Annotated in this window: 15 protein-coding genes; 14 read left to right on the top strand and 1 reads right to left on the bottom strand. The window is 44.2% G+C overall.

Translation table 11 applies throughout. The annotated features are described in order from the left end of the window. Positions 1-21: 21 nt before the first annotated feature. The 4 genes from G3567_RS07180 to G3567_RS07165 are packed head-to-tail and all read left to right on the top strand — an operon-like array spanning position 22 to position 4569. A complete protein-coding gene (locus tag G3567_RS07180) occupies positions 22-1134 on the top strand; it encodes a glycosyltransferase family 4 protein (RefSeq protein WP_164004641.1) in 1113 nt (370 codons plus the stop codon). 54 nt (positions 1135-1188) lie between these two features. Further along, complete coding sequence (locus G3567_RS07175) at positions 1189-2190, top strand: N-acetylneuraminate synthase family protein (RefSeq protein ID WP_164004640.1); 1002 nt, start codon at positions 1189-1191, stop codon at positions 2188-2190. A gap of 5 nt (positions 2191-2195) precedes the next feature. Next, positions 2196-3590, top strand: coding sequence for an O-antigen ligase family protein (locus G3567_RS07170; protein WP_164004639.1), 1395 nt, complete (start codon positions 2196-2198; stop codon positions 3588-3590). Further along, complete coding sequence (locus G3567_RS07165; protein ID WP_164004638.1) at positions 3520-4569, top strand: glycosyltransferase family 4 protein; 1050 nt, start codon at positions 3520-3522, stop codon at positions 4567-4569. Before G3567_RS07170 ends, G3567_RS07165 begins: the two co-directional genes overlap by 71 nt. A 580-nt stretch (positions 4570-5149) precedes the next feature. On the opposite strand, the gene G3567_RS07160 is transcribed toward G3567_RS07165, so the two are convergent. After that, on the bottom strand, positions 5150-5686 hold the full coding sequence (locus tag G3567_RS07160; RefSeq protein ID WP_164004637.1) for a DUF4920 domain-containing protein: 537 nt from the start codon (positions 5684-5686) through the stop codon (positions 5150-5152). Positions 5687-5786: 100 nt separating this feature from the next. On the opposite strand from G3567_RS07160, the gene G3567_RS07155 reads away from it, so the two are divergent. The 10 genes from G3567_RS07155 to G3567_RS07110 all read left to right on the top strand — a co-directional run bounded on the left by G3567_RS07155 (position 5787) and on the right by G3567_RS07110 (position 16485). Next, the gene (locus G3567_RS07155) at positions 5787-6854 is read left to right on the top strand and encodes a branched-chain amino acid aminotransferase (protein ID WP_164004636.1); all 1068 of its coding nucleotides are present in this window, start codon (positions 5787-5789) and stop codon (positions 6852-6854) included. Between the two features lie 561 nt (positions 6855-7415). Next, entirely contained in the window at positions 7416-8318 is a 903-nt protein-coding gene (locus G3567_RS07150; RefSeq protein ID WP_164004635.1) for a TIGR01777 family oxidoreductase, read from the top strand. Positions 8319-8356: 38 nt separating this feature from the next. Then, complete coding sequence (locus G3567_RS07145) at positions 8357-9037, top strand: SGNH/GDSL hydrolase family protein (RefSeq protein WP_235923512.1); 681 nt, start codon at positions 8357-8359, stop codon at positions 9035-9037. 1 nt (position 9038) lies between these two features. Next, positions 9039-10322: a DUF2851 family protein gene (locus G3567_RS07140; protein WP_164004634.1), complete on the top strand. Its 1284-nt coding sequence runs from the start codon at positions 9039-9041 to the stop codon at positions 10320-10322. Further along, positions 10319-10549, top strand: a complete 231-nt coding sequence (locus G3567_RS07135; RefSeq protein WP_164004633.1) for a PspC domain-containing protein — start codon at positions 10319-10321, stop codon at positions 10547-10549. Before G3567_RS07140 ends, G3567_RS07135 begins: the two co-directional genes overlap by 4 nt. A gap of 2 nt (positions 10550-10551) precedes the next feature. Continuing rightward, complete coding sequence (gene mnmD, locus G3567_RS07130; protein WP_164004632.1) at positions 10552-11229, top strand: tRNA (5-methylaminomethyl-2-thiouridine)(34)-methyltransferase MnmD; 678 nt, start codon at positions 10552-10554, stop codon at positions 11227-11229. A 151-nt stretch (positions 11230-11380) separates the two neighbouring features. Continuing rightward, entirely contained in the window at positions 11381-13456 is a 2076-nt protein-coding gene (locus G3567_RS07125; protein WP_164004631.1) for an amino acid carrier protein, read from the top strand. A gap of 8 nt (positions 13457-13464) precedes the next feature. Continuing rightward, a complete protein-coding gene (locus G3567_RS07120) occupies positions 13465-14343 on the top strand; it encodes a helix-hairpin-helix domain-containing protein (RefSeq protein WP_164004630.1) in 879 nt (292 codons plus the stop codon). 25 nt (positions 14344-14368) lie between these two features. Continuing rightward, positions 14369-15535: an acyl-CoA dehydrogenase family protein gene (locus G3567_RS07115; RefSeq protein WP_164004629.1), complete on the top strand. Its 1167-nt coding sequence runs from the start codon at positions 14369-14371 to the stop codon at positions 15533-15535. A gap of 53 nt (positions 15536-15588) precedes the next feature. After that, positions 15589-16485 carry a tyrosine-type recombinase/integrase gene (locus tag G3567_RS07110; RefSeq protein ID WP_164004628.1) on the top strand — a complete coding sequence of 299 codons (897 nt, stop codon included), beginning with the start codon at positions 15589-15591 and terminating at the stop codon, positions 16483-16485. The last annotated feature ends 62 nt before the right edge of the window (positions 16486-16547 follow it).

Genomic DNA, 16547 nt, shown 5'->3' with positions numbered 1-16547 from the left:
TAATACACGTTTAATCCAGTTATGACCTACAACCCAAAACCTGCAAACAACCTCCGCGTCCTTCAGCTGATCGACTCCCTGGAAGCCGGAGGAGCCGAACGCATGGCAGTCAACCTGGCCAATGCTTTGGTGGGAAATGTCGAGTTTTCGGGACTTGTGGCAACAAGGCGTGAGGGGGATTTAAAACACTCGATTTCTCCTCAGGTGAACTATCTGTTTTTAGATCGTAAAAAGAGAATTGACTTTAATGCTTTGGTAAGGCTCAGGAATTTTGCTGAACAACACAGCATAACTATAGTTCATGCCCATGCCACTTCTTTTTTTATGGCTTTTCTTCTGAAACTGCTAAAGCCCGGTTTAAAAGTCATATGGCATGATCATTACGGCGAAAGCGAACATCTAGAGGCAAGGCCTTATAAATTCATCCGCCTGGCTTGCTTAAGCTTTAGTCATATTATCAGTGTGAATCCTGACCTAAAACAATGGGCTAGGGATAAATTAAAATTCAGCAAGGTTTCGTTTGTTAGAAACTTTACACAGAGTTCCAGAATCCCTGAAGACCGTGTGACCTGCCTGGGGAAAGCATCTGAGGAAGTAAAAATTGTTCAGATCGCCAATTTCAGGCCTCAGAAGGCTCATTCAACTGCTTTTGAAGCTATGAGAATACTTAAGGAACAGGGCTTTAGGGTGAGTCTGCATTGCATTGGTGCTTACTCTGAAAAAGACCCTTATGTTAAGAGCCTGGAAAGCTATATAGTCGATAACAAGCTTTCCGATGTTATAAAGCTGTATGGCAGCAGAAGCGATATTTCCTTTATCCTGGAGCAGGCTGATATAGGCTTATTATCTTCACGTTCGGAAGGACTGCCGCTCAGCTTATTGGAATATACTCAGGCAAAATTGCCTGTGGTGGTCACCGATGTAGGGCAGTGTGCCGAGGTTGTTGGTGAATTTGGCCAGGTGGTCAAACCAGACAATGCCAAAGCTCTGGCAGAGGCTATTGCTTTTTATATAAAAAACAAAGCAATAGCCCAAAACCATGCCAGGGCTTTGCACATTAAGATGAAAAAAGAATTTGATTCGGAGAGGATCATCAGCGAAATCATTGCTATTTACAAAGCGGCTTTAAAATAAGTTGTATTCCCTAAAGATGTCTATTTTTACAGCGTTATCTATAACTTAAGTACCATGACATATCTTATCGCTGAAGTGGGGCAGGCCCATGAGGGAAGTCTGGGGATGTTACATGCCTATATCGATGCTGTGGCGAAGACGGGTGTTGATGCTATTAAATTTCAAACCCATATCGCGGAGGCCGAAAGCAGCCTGCATGAACCCTTTCGGGTCAAATTTTCCAGGCAGGATAAATCCCGCTATGCCTACTGGGAGCGTATGTCTTTTACTCAGGAACAGTGGAATGACATAGGGAAGCACTGTAAAGAAGTGGGTTTGGACTTTATGTCAAGTCCGTTTTCCAATGCCGCCGTAGATGTGTTAGAACAGGCTGGGGTTCAAACCTATAAAGTGGGAAGCGGGGAAGTCAATAATTTTCTATTGCTGGAAAAAATTGCCCAAACTCAAAAGCCGGTGATTTTATCCAGTGGGATGAGTTCCTGGAACGAGTTAAAAAAAAGCATTGACTTTTTAAAATCAAGAAAGGTGGACTACTCTATTTTGCAGTGCACCACCAATTATCCTACTCAGCCTCAAGACTGGGGACTTCATATGATACAGGAATTCAAAGGGTATTTTAAAGTGAAAACAGGCTATTCAGATCATTCCGGAAGTATCACTTCCGGTATTTCAGCCATGAGTCTGGGAGCGGAGATCTTAGAGTTTCACGTGGTTTTTCATAAAGAGATGTTTGGCCCCGATGTGAGTTCATCTTTGACATTCAAGCAAGTTGGACAACTTGTTGAAGCAAGAGATCAATTAAAAGTGGCCTTTAATAACCCAGTGGATAAATCTGATACTTCCCAATTCGAAAGTTTAAAAACCATCTTTGAAAAATCCCTGGCCGTCAACAAGGATTTGAAGAAAGGGCATATTCTGCGTTTTGAAGACCTGGAAGCCAAGAAGCCTAAAAACTTAGGAATTGAGGCCGGTAAATTTGAATCGGTGATCGGAAAGCAATTAAAAATCACTAAAAACCAATGGGATTTTCTGAAAGGGGAAGATCTTGAAGCCTAAGTTAAATGTTGAATAAAGCGACTTCCTACACCTATACCATGTATCAGTATCTGGTTCTCCATGTCCTGATAGGGGTAGTTGTGAGCAGCTTTCGTGGTCTTGCTCAGGTATACCTGGCAGCAGTGCTTTTATACTTTACTTACCAAATTCTACAACATAAAGATAAAGCCTTTTGGGTCCTGGCAGGGACTGGTTATATTGCTTCAGCGGAGGTGTTTTTAAGGATGACCGGGGCCTCCCCCTTCTGGGAACTGGGCAAGTACATCGTCATTGTTTTTATGCTGCTTGGCATGTTTTATAAAGGCTTTAAGCTCAAAGCCTGGCCTGTCTTGATTTTTTTGGGTTTGCTGCTACCCGGGGTTGTGGTGGCCTATCTCCATTTTGATTTTTTTGGAGAAAGCTTTAGGAAAACCATCCTATTCAACTTATCCGGGCCGCTTTCACTGGTGGCCACGGCCTTGTTTTGTTACCACAGGACCATCAAGATGAAAAGTCTCTTGAAACTGGTCGATGTGATGATGCTGCCTATTTTGTCTATGCTGGTGTATATCATAGTCTATGCCCCATCCCTGCAGCAAATCATGTTTACGACAGAATCAAATGTAGCGGCTTCCGGAGGCTATAGCGGGAATCAGGTATCTACGGTGTTGGGCTTGGGCATGTTTTTAACTTACGTTCGCTTTCTGATTCCCTATAAAAATCGGTTCTTAAACCTCATCAATATTGGCCTTTTAGGCCTGTTCACCTACCGCTGCTTACTGACCTTTTCCAGAGGGGGCTTTGTCACCGCCCTGATCATGATGTTTGTGTTTACGGTCTTATTCATCAAATGGGCCCCGCTGGTCCAACAAGCTAAAGCCACCATGAAGCTTGTCGGCTTAGGTATCGGCGGTTTTGTGATCTGGGGGCTGGCCATGGCCGTGACCGGGGGTTTAATCCTGAACCGCTATGCGGGTGAAAATGCAAGGGGTGAGGAACAGGACATTACGACCGGACGGGCAGACATCATCAGTGAAGAACTCACGGCCTTCCTGGAAGAACCTTTTCTGGGGGTAGGGGTCGGTATGGGCAAGTTTTTCAGATACGAGCTGGACGGGCAACTGGCCGCAAGTCATAATGAGGTGGCTCGTATGCTGGCCGAGCATGGGTTTTTAGGTATTTTAGCACTATTGATTTTACTCCTGATTCCCCTGGGACTTTTGCTGTCTAAAAGCAGAAATTTACTCATGCTTCCTTTTGTCGCTTTTTGGTTTTTGACCATCAACCACTCCGCGATGCGGGTGGCTTTGCCGGGATTCATGTATGGACTGGCCTTATTAAACATTTCTTATGTCTCAAACACACAAAAAAAACGCAAGATCAAAACAACTGCTGTATCTCGGCAATCAACTCTCCCGTAAAGGCAGAAATCTGTCCACGGTGGAGGTCTTGTCCGGACTGCTGGAGACTGAAGGCTATACCGTAGTTTCCGGTTCCAGCCGGAAAAATCCAGCATTTCGCTTATTGGATATGCTTTATAAGGTGATTAAACACCGGCCTCAAACTGATCTTTTGCTGATAGACACCTATAGTACCTCTGCTTTTTGGTATGCATATGTGATTAGCAGGCTGGCCTGTGTCCTTAAGCTAGACTATATTCCCATTTTACATGGTGGTAATCTTCCTCAGCGTTTAAAAACCCATTCCAAACGCTGTCGACATCTTTTTGGGCGGGCTAAAGTCAATGTAGCCCCCTCGGCCTGGCTGATGCATCATTTTCAAAAAGCGGGATACACCAACCTGACCCATATCCCCAATAGCATTGCTTTAGAACATTATGAGTTCAGGCAGCGTCAGCCATTAATGCCCCGTTTATTATGGGTCAGGGCCTTTGCCCAAATCTACAATCCTTTGTTGACTCTCAAAACCCTGCAGGAGCTTCTTCACACCCATCCGGAAGCCAGTCTGAGTATGGTGGGGCCTTTTAAAGACGAGTCTATCGACGAGTGCAGGGCCTATGCGGAAGCGCATCAGCTGCCGGTCACCTTTACCGGGGGCATGTCCAAATCCGCCTGGATAAAATATGCCGCCGATTTTGATATCTTCATCAACACCACCAACGTGGACAACATGCCGGTCAGTGTCCTCGAAGCTATGGCCCTGGGACTTCCTGTGGTGAGCACCAATGTGGGGGGTATTCCTTTTTTGCTGGAGGATGAGGTCGATGCCCTGCTGGTTGACCCCGGAAACGCCGGCGACTTCACCAAAGCCATCCTGAAACTTTTACAAGACCCGGACCTGGCCCGGCAACTTTCCATCACCGCCCGACAAAAAGTAGAACACTTCGACTGGCAGGTGGTGAAGGGGAAATGGAATGCAGTGATTAGTGGGGAGAGGTGAGTGTCCCGATAGCTATCGGGAGAGAGGAGAGTGTTGAGAGGATAGTAGTCAGTAGTGGGTACGGAGTAGTCAGTAGTTGGTATCCCATGTTCATGCTTCCCATATTAGGCATGATGCTTTATCTAAGTCACTATTACTCGAATACACGATTACACGAATATTCGGCGTGGCTGTGCCACTAATCGTATAGTCGGCAGAGCGTGGTAGCAGTATACTGTAATATTTAGGGAGTAGGTTATAGGAGGATTGACCCTCCCTAAATAGCGTTGACCCTTGGCTCTTCACTATTGACCCTTGACAAAGACTGATGATGAAATAAAGAGTAGTAATTTCAAGTCAGAATCTCAAAAAAGAACGAAAATTTTAATTTTATCGAGATTTTTTATAATTGAGTTATAGAAAAGTCGTGGCTCGTGGTTCTTGTTTCCTGAGTCCTGTTTCTTCACTTGACCGTTCACCCTTCACACTTAACTTTTGATCCTTGACAAAGCCCGGTGGCTGAGCCTGCCCGTCCTGTCGGAAACCGTAGGCGGGCATGCCTGCCGGTAAAGCCAGTCCTGAATTGAAAATTCACGAAGCTTTAATCCAAAGCTTTCGCCCCGTTCGCGATAAATCTAAAATTGAGCTGAGGTTCAGTGATTTTCGAGATTTCTTGTGGAGTTTTACCGGCATCTTCCGCATAATGCCTTAGGGTTTCCACATCGGTTTGTTCGATGAAAGCTACTCCGTCCACGACCATGCGATGACCCTTGCTGTCTTTAGGAACAAAAAACCCATAACCTTTAAAGGTGATATGAGCATTTTTTTCTTCAGGTAATTCTAGTGTCATCCAGCAGCCTTTCTTAGCACACACGCCTTGGACTTCAGATTGGAACTGGACTTGAATGCTGTCTCCGGGTGAAAGCCCTTCGTATATAGCGAGCATTTCGCTATCGGATTTAACTTCGGCAGATTCAAATTCTTCTCCAAACTGAACGTCGGTTTTAATACTCAATTCCCCTTCTTCATTTGGAGTTGGTGTAGTATTTTCGGACTCTAAGGTGTTTTCCTGTTGAGAATCTTTTGGTGCGCAAGACATAAAGATCAATAAGATTGGTAATAAAAACAGCTTTTTCATGATAATACTTAAAAATTTATAATAACCATAACAGCAAAGTTAGGAATCTTACTGATTTAACCTTATTAAATTTTAGTACATTTGCAAAAACTTCAGAACAATGAATAGCACTGATATACAACTCGATATTGAGAAGGTTGAAACCTCCAGAATTGACCAGGTAGATTTTAGCAATCTGCAGTTTGGAAAACAATATGCAGATCATATGATGTATTGTGATTACATCGACGGAGAGTGGCAGACCCCTAAGATCGTACCTTATGGTCCGATGGAGTTTGAACCTTCGGCCAAAGTATTTCATTACGGACAAGCCGTATTTGAGGGGATGAAAGCCTTTAAAGATGATGACGGTCAGATCTGGCTGTTCAGACCGGAGCAGAATTTTGAGAGAATCAATAAGTCTTCCAAGCGGATGGCTATTCCCGAGTTTCCAAAAGAGCATTTCTTTGCTTCACTTCAGGCCCTGCTCAAACTTGATCAGGACTGGGTAAAAAAGGGTCAGGGTAATTCTTTGTACATCCGTCCGTTTGTAATTGCTACAGAAAACGGGGTGTCTGCATCAGAGTCCGATCGCTATCGGTTCATGATCATCGGTTGTCCTGCTCAGGCTTATTACAATAAGCCTATTAAAGTGATTTTTGCTCAGGACTACAGTCGAGCGGCTGATGGAGGTGTTGGTTTTGCAAAAGCGGCCGGTAATTACGGTGCTCAGTTCTATCCGACCAAGCTGGCCAAAGAAAAGGGTCTGGATCAGATCATATGGACCGATGCGAGTTCCCATGAATATCTTGAAGAAGCCGGTACCATGAATATTTTCTTTAGAATTGGAGACAAGCTTCTGACAGCTCCTACCAATGACAGGATCCTGGACGGGGTAACCCGAAAAAGCATTATTCAACTGGCAAAGGATAATGATGTGGAAGTGATAGTTGATAAGGTTTCTGTAAAGTATATCGTTGAAGCCGCCAGAAAAGGCGAGTTGAAAGAGATATTCGGAGCAGGTACTGCAGCCACTGTCGTGAGAGTGGAAGGATTTGAGTACGATGGAGAGTACTTTGATCTTCCTGCCATCGATAAACCATATGGTACATTTTTTAAGAGCTCTTTACAGGATATACAATACAATAGAGTGGAGGATCCACATGGATGGACTGTGAAAGCGTTTTGAGAGCTAGTAGCAGGTAGTTAGTAATTGGTAGTCAGTATTTGATTTTCATGCTTCGCGTATTCGGCAAGGCGCTGACTCTAAGTCCCATTATTCGATTACACGAATAATCGTATATTCGGCAGAGCGTGGTTACCAGTCGTGTCTCCTGATTCCTGTCTCCTGTTTCTTCCGTTAACCGTTCACCTTTGAAAGCGACCGGTGGCTGAGTGTCCCGACAGTTTTCGTCGGGAGGTATCGAAGCCTGGTCGTGATTTTTGAGTAGTAGCAAGTAATTAGTATCATTTAGTTATCAGTCAGTAGTTGGTATTCGATGTTCATGCTTCGCATATTCGCGTATTCGGCAAGGCGCTGACTCTAAGTCCCCATTACTCGAATACACGAATTCGGCATGGCTATGCCACTAATCGTATAGTCGGCAGAGCGTCGTAACCAGTTGTGGTTCGTGAATCCTTTACGTCATTTCAAATTTCAAATTTCTCCAATCCCCTCTTCTAGTTAAAACCTTACTAAACATAGGCTTCAGCCAGATCAATCTCGTTAAATTTAGTCAAAATAAGTTGTATGCGCGTTTTAATTACAGGAGCAACAGGATTGGTAGGGCAGGCCCTGGTGGATTTGTTTCATGAGTATGGTATCGCTGTGAATTATCTGACGACCAGCCGATCCAAAATTGAATCCCAGTCCAAGTATCAGGGGTTCTACTGGAATCCGTCCACTTCGGAAATCTCTACCGAGTGTTTTGACGGGGTTTCTGCCATCATCAACCTCGCCGGGGCTAGTGTGGCCAAGCGCTGGACGTCTTCCTACAAGAAAACCATTTTAAACAGCAGAATAGATAGTCTGAATACCCTAAAAAAAGCCCTGGCTAAAGGCGAACACGACGTGGAGCATCTGATTTCGGCCAGTGCCGTGGGGTTATATAAAGATTCGCTGAGTAAATTTCACGAAGAAGAGGATTTTGAACAGGGGGATAATTTTTTGGCTGAGGTGGTGAAGCAATGGGAAGCTGCTGCCGATGAGCTCGGTGACTTGGGTCTTGAAGTCACCAAAATCAGAATAGGGGTGGTGCTTTCGGACGAAGGTGGGGCTTTGGAAAAAATAAAAACCCCCATCGAAAACTACATAGGCGCCCCTTTGGGGAGTGGGAAACAATGGCAGTCCTGGATTCATATTTCAGACCTGGCCCGGATCTTTCATCACGTGATGGACAAGCGCCTGGAAGGTGTTTTTAACGGCGTCTCTCCCAATCCTGTGACCAATAAGGAACTGACGGAGTGTATTGCCGACAGGCTGGAAAAGCCGGTGGTTCTGCCCAATGTGCCTGGGTTTGTACTGAAACTTATGCTGGGCGAAATGGCGACGATCGTGCTGGCAAGTCAGCTGGTGAGCTCGAAGAAAATTTTGTCTACAGGATTTCAGTTCAGGTTTGCCCAGTTAAAACCCGCCATCGCTGATTTATTATAGACCCGTTTGGGATTGCCAAATCTTTCTTATTTTTGAGAATGACTTTCACTATCAAATCAATACTATCCGGATTAATTCTTTTAGCTATGTCACAGGCCTTTAGTCAGGAACCCATTCGTTATTTAGCTTTAGGGGATTCCTATACGCTTGGAGAAAAGGTAGCGAAGGCTGAATCCTGGCCGTATCAGTTGACCGCCTATCTCAATTCAGAAGGCTATGCTGTTCAAGACCCGGAAATCATCGCCGTGACCGGCTGGAGAACCGATGAGCTTCGGGATTCTATCGTTTCTCAAAACTACAGGCCCGATTCCTTCGATCTGGTGTCTCTCCTGATCGGGGTTAATAATCAGTATCAGAACAAACCTTTTAAAAAATTCAAAACCGAATTCGAAGACCTGGTGCAGACTGCGATTTCGCTGAGTGCGCAGGATGAAAAAGGCGTGTTCATTGTTGGCATTCCCGATTACAGCCTGTCTGAATTTGCCCAGGAGGAAAATTTTAAAAACGTATCTTCCAGATTAAAACGCTATAACCGGTATATCGAAAAGATAAGTCAGCGGTATGGGCTGGCCTACTACCCGCTTCAAAAACTCAGCAGGCCTTTGCATAGAGAAAAAGCGATGCTAGCGGAAGATTTACTGCATCCCAGTGGTGAGCAGTACAGGGTCTGGGTAGAGAGTTTTAAAGAACACGTAGTCGAACAACTCAAGCGTTTCTAAGATGCAGGAAGCTTTTCTACATAGCCTTTGGAAATATAAAAAGCTGAACATGACTCAGCTTAAAACCACGCGTGGAGAAGAACTTCAAATCCTGCATACGGGGCTTCACAACGAAACGGAATCCGGTCCCGATTTTTTTAAGGCTGAAATTCAACTGGATGGTCAGCACTGGGTGGGGAATCTTGAAATTCACCTGCGGTCTTCAGACTGGTATGCGCATCATCATGAAACGGACCCGGCTTACGATAACGTGATCCTGCACGTGGTCTGGGAGGATGATATGAGTGTTTTCAGAAAAGATGAAACCGAAATTCCCTGCCTGGAACTGAAACATTACATCTCACACTCCCAGTTGGAGGCTTATCATGACTTATTTGAAAATAGCGCTGACAAATGGATTAACTGTGAGACGCATTTTGCGGAGGTTGAGGATTTTAAACTGACGCACTGGCTCGAGCGCCTGTACATAGAACGCTTGCAGGAGAAAAATCAGCTTATTCTGAATTTGCTAAAAGTCTCCAGTAACAACTGGGATGAGGTGTGCTTCAAACTCATGGCTAAAGCCTTCGGGCTCAACGTGAATGGCGAGGTTTTTTTACAGATGAGTTCGGCGGCCGGATTCAGCGTCTTTCAAAAATCCTTTCAAAATCCTGTGCAGCTGGAAGCTTTGTGTTTTGGTTTGTGCGGCATGCTTCCCGCTGAAAGTGAGGAGGCCTATGTCAGAACACTGCAGAAGGAGTTTGATTTCCTCAGGCAAAAGTTTCAGTTGAAGCTACCGGTTGCAGGTCAGGTCAAGTACTTTAGACTTCGGCCAGATAATTTCCCGAGCATCAGGTTGTCGCAGTTTTGCAATTTATATTCGGAAAGGCCTCAGGTATTCGCGCAGCTGATTCAGTGTAAAACCAAAACAGGACTTTACGACCTGCTGGAGGCGAAAGCTACAGGCTACTGGGAAACGCATTATAACTTCGGCAGGGAAAGCAAATCCAAGCTGAAAAAAATTAGTCGGTCATTTAAAGACTTGTTGATTATCAATACTATATTACCTTTGAAGTTCGCCTTTGAATCCTATAAGGGTCAGCTGGACTTTGAAGAGAGCATCTATCCGATTATTTCGAGTTTGAAACCGGAGATGAACAGGATCACCAAAGGCTACGAAAGCTTAAAATCTGAACTGGCAAAATCAGCTCTGGAAAGTCAGGCCTTGATTCAGTTGAAGACGAAGTACTGTGACATGAATCGCTGTCTGAACTGTCAGGTGGGCTTAGAATTATTACACGCATGAAGAATTTTGTATACAACTTAAGAACCTTTTTTGAGAAACACGGCTTTTACGTAAGTTCACGGCTTGCGGATACACTGGGGATGAAAGCCAAATCGGTGCGCCTATTTTTCATTTACGTTTCCTTTGCGACCTTCGGTTTTGGTTTTGGCTTGTACCTCACACTGGCGTTTTGGCTTAAGCTAAAGGATCTGATTTACACCAAACGGACCTCGGTATTTGACCTGTAAGGATGAAGCGACAAGTTGTAACTACTGCCGATGGTTCGAAAACCATCAGAATAGAGGACTGGGATGAGCATTACCATTCCACACATGGGGCTATACAGGAAGCACTGCACGTTTATATTCAGGCGGGTCTAGAGTATTTTTCAGAACAGCATCAACCCAAGTCAATACGTGTTTTAGAGGCAGGTTACGGGACTGGGCTCAATGCCTTACTGGCCTGTCTGTGGTCTCAGAATTCCAATATCGAGGTGGATTATAGTGGAATGGAAGCCTTTCCCATAAGTGAAGCGGAGAGAAGGGCTTTGGATTATCCTAAACGTCTGGAGGAAGCTCAGGTTGAATCTATTTACGAACAACTTCATCTGGCTCCCTGGGAGGAATGGTCGCCAATTACAAAGACGTTCCGATTGAAGAAGCAAAAGCTTTTATTTTCGGAACTAGAGCTAAAAAACGAGGTGGATGTGGTGTTTTACGATGCCTTTGGGCCGCGGGTACAGCCTGAACTTTGGGAGAAACCTATCTTTGAACGGTTTTATGAGGCCTTAAAGCCTGAGGGGGTTTTAGTGACCTATAGCGTGAAGGGAACGGCCAGAAGAGCGCTGCAGGCGCTTGGTTTTGAGGTGGATATTATAGAAGGACCGCCCGGAAAGCGTCATATGATGCGCGCTTACAAGCCCTGTTAATTTATTTAGGCTTCAAAAGCTATTGTCTTAAAGATTTTAAGGCTTAGGGTTTGAATGCAAACCATATTTTTTGCATATTGCGGCATAATTTAAAATTCTGTCGATTTTAAATAAAACTATTCCTTTGAAATATCAAATTAAATATAGCCTTATGCTAAGAAATATCTCCCTGATTGCATTCCTATTATTCTCTATTTCATTAACCTTCGCACAGGAGCTGCAGGTGAAAGAAACAGTCATCAATCCATCCGATAAAATAAATGACGCCCAGGTTGACCTGGAAGTGAGCGGTGGAACTCCTCCCTACACCTTTCAGTGGTCAAAAAGTGAAGTTCCCCTTACCTCCAACACCGCCGGTGATCTTACCGAAGGAATTCTCTATTCTGTTACGGTAAGCGATGCCGCCGGAGCCAGTGTGGATAAATCATTTACTATTCAGCCGGAGTCTATTGTAGAAAACTTCAACGGAACCTTTAAGCCTGTGGTGGATGCGATGGGTAGTGTTTTGTTCTGGGATCCTTTTGCAGCGATTGGCATTTACGACCCGATTGTATATACCGATCAAAAACTGCTGTTTTCTCCGGGATGGGAACCCAATACCGAAAGTAAATTTTTATTAAAAGAGTGGCTGGTTTCTGAAAATGAGCCTGTCAAAAAAGGACAGGATATCGCCATTGTTGAAGTGGATGGAGAATCCTATACCGTGCAGGCTGAAGTCAACGGAGAGATTGAATTTATAACTCCGGAAGGCGAGTACATTTATAATCCTGATAACAAAGCCGATATCATTGCTCAGAATGCCCATAAATTCGGTAAGATCATCTACGATGAGCCTATCGCTTTGACCAACCCCAACGGGACTCCACTGCAAAAAGGAATTCCTTTTATCGTGATCTGGTTAATTTTTGGTGCTGCTTTCTTCACCTTTAGAATGGGCTTTATTAACCTTCGTGGATTCAAACATGCGATTCAGCTCGCCAAAGGACAATACGACGAACCTAACGCGCCGGGAAGCATTACCCATTTCCAGGCCTTGGCTACCGCTGTTTCAGCTACCGTAGGTTTGGGAAATATAGCGGGTGTGGCCATTGCCATTTCCCTGGGTGGTGCAGGCGCCACATTTTGGATGATCTTAGCAGGTTTGCTGGGAATGTCCTCAAAGTTTGTGGAATGTACCCTTGGTGTTAAATACAGATTTATAAATAAAGAAGGCCGTATTTTCGGAGGGCCTATGAATTATCTGAGATACGGACTCGAAAAGCGTAACCTCAGTAAACTGGGTAAAGTCTTAGCCGGTTTATTTGCAGTGCTGGCGATAGGAGCTTCGTTTGGTGGAGGAAACATGTTCCAGGCCAACCAGTCTTTTGAAATCCTGTCCAATCAGATTCCATTTTTAGACAGTGACAGCGGCTTCTATTTTGGTCTTTTTCTGGCCATTTTAGTTGGGGTTGTGATTATAGGGGGTATCAATAGTATTGCCAAGGTCACAGGTAAAGTAGTGCCTATCATGGCCGGCGTGTATGTTATTGGTGCGCTGGTGGTTATAGGAATTAATATCGAAAATGTAGGTCCGGCTTTCAATGCTATTATATCGGGTGCCTTTACGCCATCGGCCCTGAAAGGTGGTTTCATAGGGGTGCTTGTCGTTGGTTTCCAGCGTGCTGCCTTCTCTAACGAAGCCGGTGTAGGTTCTGCTGCTATTGCACACTCTGCAGCCAAAACCAATCATCCTCCTTCTGAAGGATTTGTTGCCCTTCTCGAGCCTTTTATCGATACCGTTGTGGTCTGTACACTTACAGCGCTTGTTCTCATTTTTACAGGCATGCATGAAGTGGATGGGGTTTCCGGAGTTCAGTTAACCACCGATGCGTTCGGCAGCGTGATTTCCTGGTTCCCGTATGTACTTTCTGCAGCTGTTTTCCTTTTTGCTTTTTCAACCATGATCTCCTGGTCTTACTACGGTATGAGAGCCTGGACATACATCTTCGGAAAAAGTAACCGCTCTGAAATTATTTACAAGGTGATCTTCCTGTTTTTTGTGGTTCTTGGAGCTTCGGTGAGTTTAGGAGCTGTACTGGATTTCTCAGATATGATGATTCTCGCGATGTCGTTTCCTAACATTATCGGCTTGTATATCATGTCCGGTGAAGTCAGAGACGATTTAAGAGAATATATGACCAAACTGAAGGCTGGTCAAATCTTCAAAAAAGAGGTGTTGAAGAAATAACTAAACAGATGAATACCAATAGAAAATTCCGTTTCGGTTACACCAAAGGTGATCGAAACGGAATTTTTATATTTTGCCTCCTTTTAATGCTGGGGGTGGGTCTCAATTACTGGAGTTTTTACCCCGGGCCCCAATCTGAACTTTCCGCGGAACCTTCCGCCTTTGAAGATTCTATTCAGCGCCTTGTAAATAAGTTAAAAAATAAACAAAGCCTTGAGCCTCAGCGTGAAATTTATCCGTTTAATCCTAATTTTATAACCGATTATAAAGGATATACCTTAGACATGACCCTAGAGCAAATCGACAGGCTTACAGAATTCAGGGCGGAAGACCGGTGGATCAATTCCAAAGCCCAGTTTCAGCAGGTCACGCAGGTTTCGGATGAATGGATGTCTAAATACAGTCCTTACTTCAAATTTCCTGAGTGGGTTACTGAAAATAAAAATTCGACAAGCAGAAGGTCAAAGACGCTAAGCTATTCAGAAAAGAAGGATTTGAACCTGGTGACTGAATCCGACCTGATTCAGATTTCCGGTATTGGGGAAAGCCTGGCGGGAAGAATCATTGCTTACCGGGAAAAACTTGGGGGCTTTGTCGATGTCATTCAGTTGAAAGACGTGTACGGTTTAAAGGCTGAGGTTATTCAAAATCTGGAAGACAAGATGGCTCTGAAGACGCCTGTGGAAGTTGAAAAACAGGATATCAATGCTATTTCTGTTTTGGAGTTATCGGAGCTCCCGTATTTCGATTACGAAATGGCCAGAACCATTGTCAACTTTATAAAATTGAGAGAAGGTATTTCAAATTTTGAAGAATTATCAAAAATTGAGGATTTCCCTCTGCATAAATTAGATAGAATTCAATTATATTTGGAAATTAAAGAATAAAATTCAAAAATTAGATATTACAGATATGAATCATATGTATTTTACCGAAGAACATGAGATGTTCAGGAAAAGTTTACAGGAATTTCTTCAGAAAGAAGTCGTTCCACACCTCGATAAATGGGAAGAAGAAGGAACGATAGAGCGTTTTATTTGGAAGAAATTTGGCGAAATGGGCTATTTCGGTCTGGCCTATCCTGAAAAGTATGGTGGATTAGATCTGGATTTATTTTACACGATTATTCTTTTGGAAGAGCTTCAAAAGATCAATTCTGGAGGTTTTGCAGCGGCTATCTGGGCGCATGCCTACCTGGCCATGACGCACGTCAACAAGGAAGGTAGTGAGGAGATTAAGGAAAAATACCTTACGGCCTCCATCAGCGGAGACATGGTGGGTTGTCTATGTATCACCGAGCCTTTTGGAGGATCTGATGTGGCAGGGATGAAAACCACTGCTGTGGAGAAAGACGATTCGTTTGTGATTAACGGGTCCAAAACCTTTATCACCAACGGAGTCTATGCAGACTACCTGGTGGTTGCCGCCAAAACGGCACCGGAAAAAGGAGGAAAAGGCATGAGTATCTTTTTGGTAGACCGAGATACGCCGGGTATATCGGCAACAAAACTCAATAAACTGGGCTGGAGAGCTTCGGATACGGCGGAGCTGGCCTTTGATAATGTGGAGATTCCAAAATCTCACCTGATGGGAGAGCGCAACCAGGGCTTTCCTTACATCATGCAGCATTTTGCTTTGGAGCGATTGATTATGGGAGTGAATGCACACGCGAGAGCAGAATACGCGCTTAAATATGCGATACAGTACATGTCCGAACGTGAAGCTTTTGGCCAGACCATTGACAAGTTTCAGGCCTTAAGGCATAAAATAGCTGAACGCAGCAGTGAAGTGGAAATGGCCAAGGCGTTTAACTATACCACAGCCAAGCGCCTGGATGATGGCGAATATGTCGTGAAAGAGGCGACGATGTCTAAATTGCTGTCTACAAAAATAGCCGATGAGGTCATTTACGATTGCATGCAAATGCTTGGGGGCTATGGCTACATCGAAGACTATCCGCTGGCAAGAATGTTCAGGGATAGCCGATTGGGACCTATTGGCGGAGGCACCTCAGAGATCTTAAAAGAAATCATCGCCAAGATGGTCATCGACAATAAAGACTATAAGCCGGCGACCTAAGCTTATTTATAATAAATTTGTAACCATGTGTTTTTTCAGCACATGGTTTTTTTATGGATTATATCAGCGCTTTCCTGGATTATCTTCAGCTGGAGAAAAAATATGCTCAGCATACCCTGACCTCCTATGCCTCAGATTTAAGACAGTTTCAAACCTTTCTTTCAGAGAAGTATGACACTGAAGATTTCACGGAAGTCAGTTATCCCATCATCAGGCAATGGATTGTTGGCTTTGTAGACCAGGAGTTGACCAACAAAACCATCAACCGTAAACTTTCAACACTCAAAACCTTTTTTAAATTTCTTCTGAAGGTGAAGGCGATTGAAGTCAACCCCATGCTGCAGCATAAGTCTTTAAAACTGCCGAAGCGTGAACAGGAAACCTTTTCCCTGCTGGAACTTGAAAAGATTTCGGCTTATTTTGAGGACTCCAGCTTCGAAGGTCTGCGGGATCATCTGATGATAGAGCTGCTGTATTCAACCGGGATGCGAAGGCAGGAGCTCATCGATTTGAAGATTAGCTCGGTTGATTTTGAGCAGAACCAGTTGAAGGTTTTAGGCAAGCGCAACAAAGAGCGAATACTCCCTCTGCTTAAGTCCACACTTCACCTGATACAAGACTATCTGAACGAACGAAAGCTTCTGGGGTCAGATTCAGCTAAACTGTTTCTGACGCAAAGCGGGAAACCCATCTACCCAAATCTGGTGTATCGAACGGTGAATTCGTATTTCAAAAAGGTGTCTACCAAGCAGAAACTGAGTCCGCATCTCCTCAGGCATGCCTTTGCCTCGCATCTGCTGGAAAAAGGAGCGGATATTACAGCCATTAAGGATTTGCTGGGACACAGCAGTCTAGCCTCTACAGAAGTTTATACGCACGCCAACTTCAAGGAGTTGAGCAAAGCGCATGCGGCTTCTCATCCCAGGTCATTAAAGAGAGAGGACGAGTGATTTCGGGGGTGTATCTTTTTTCGATTAAATTTCAGAAAAAAAAGCAGCAAATAATTTTCAGA

It is taken from the genome of Psychroflexus aurantiacus, assembly GCF_010820555.1.
GTDB lineage: Bacteria > Bacteroidota > Bacteroidia > Flavobacteriales > Flavobacteriaceae > Psychroflexus > Psychroflexus aurantiacus.
The sequence above is the reverse complement of the archived record's forward strand: the minus strand, read 5'-3'. Positions and strand labels throughout refer to the sequence as shown.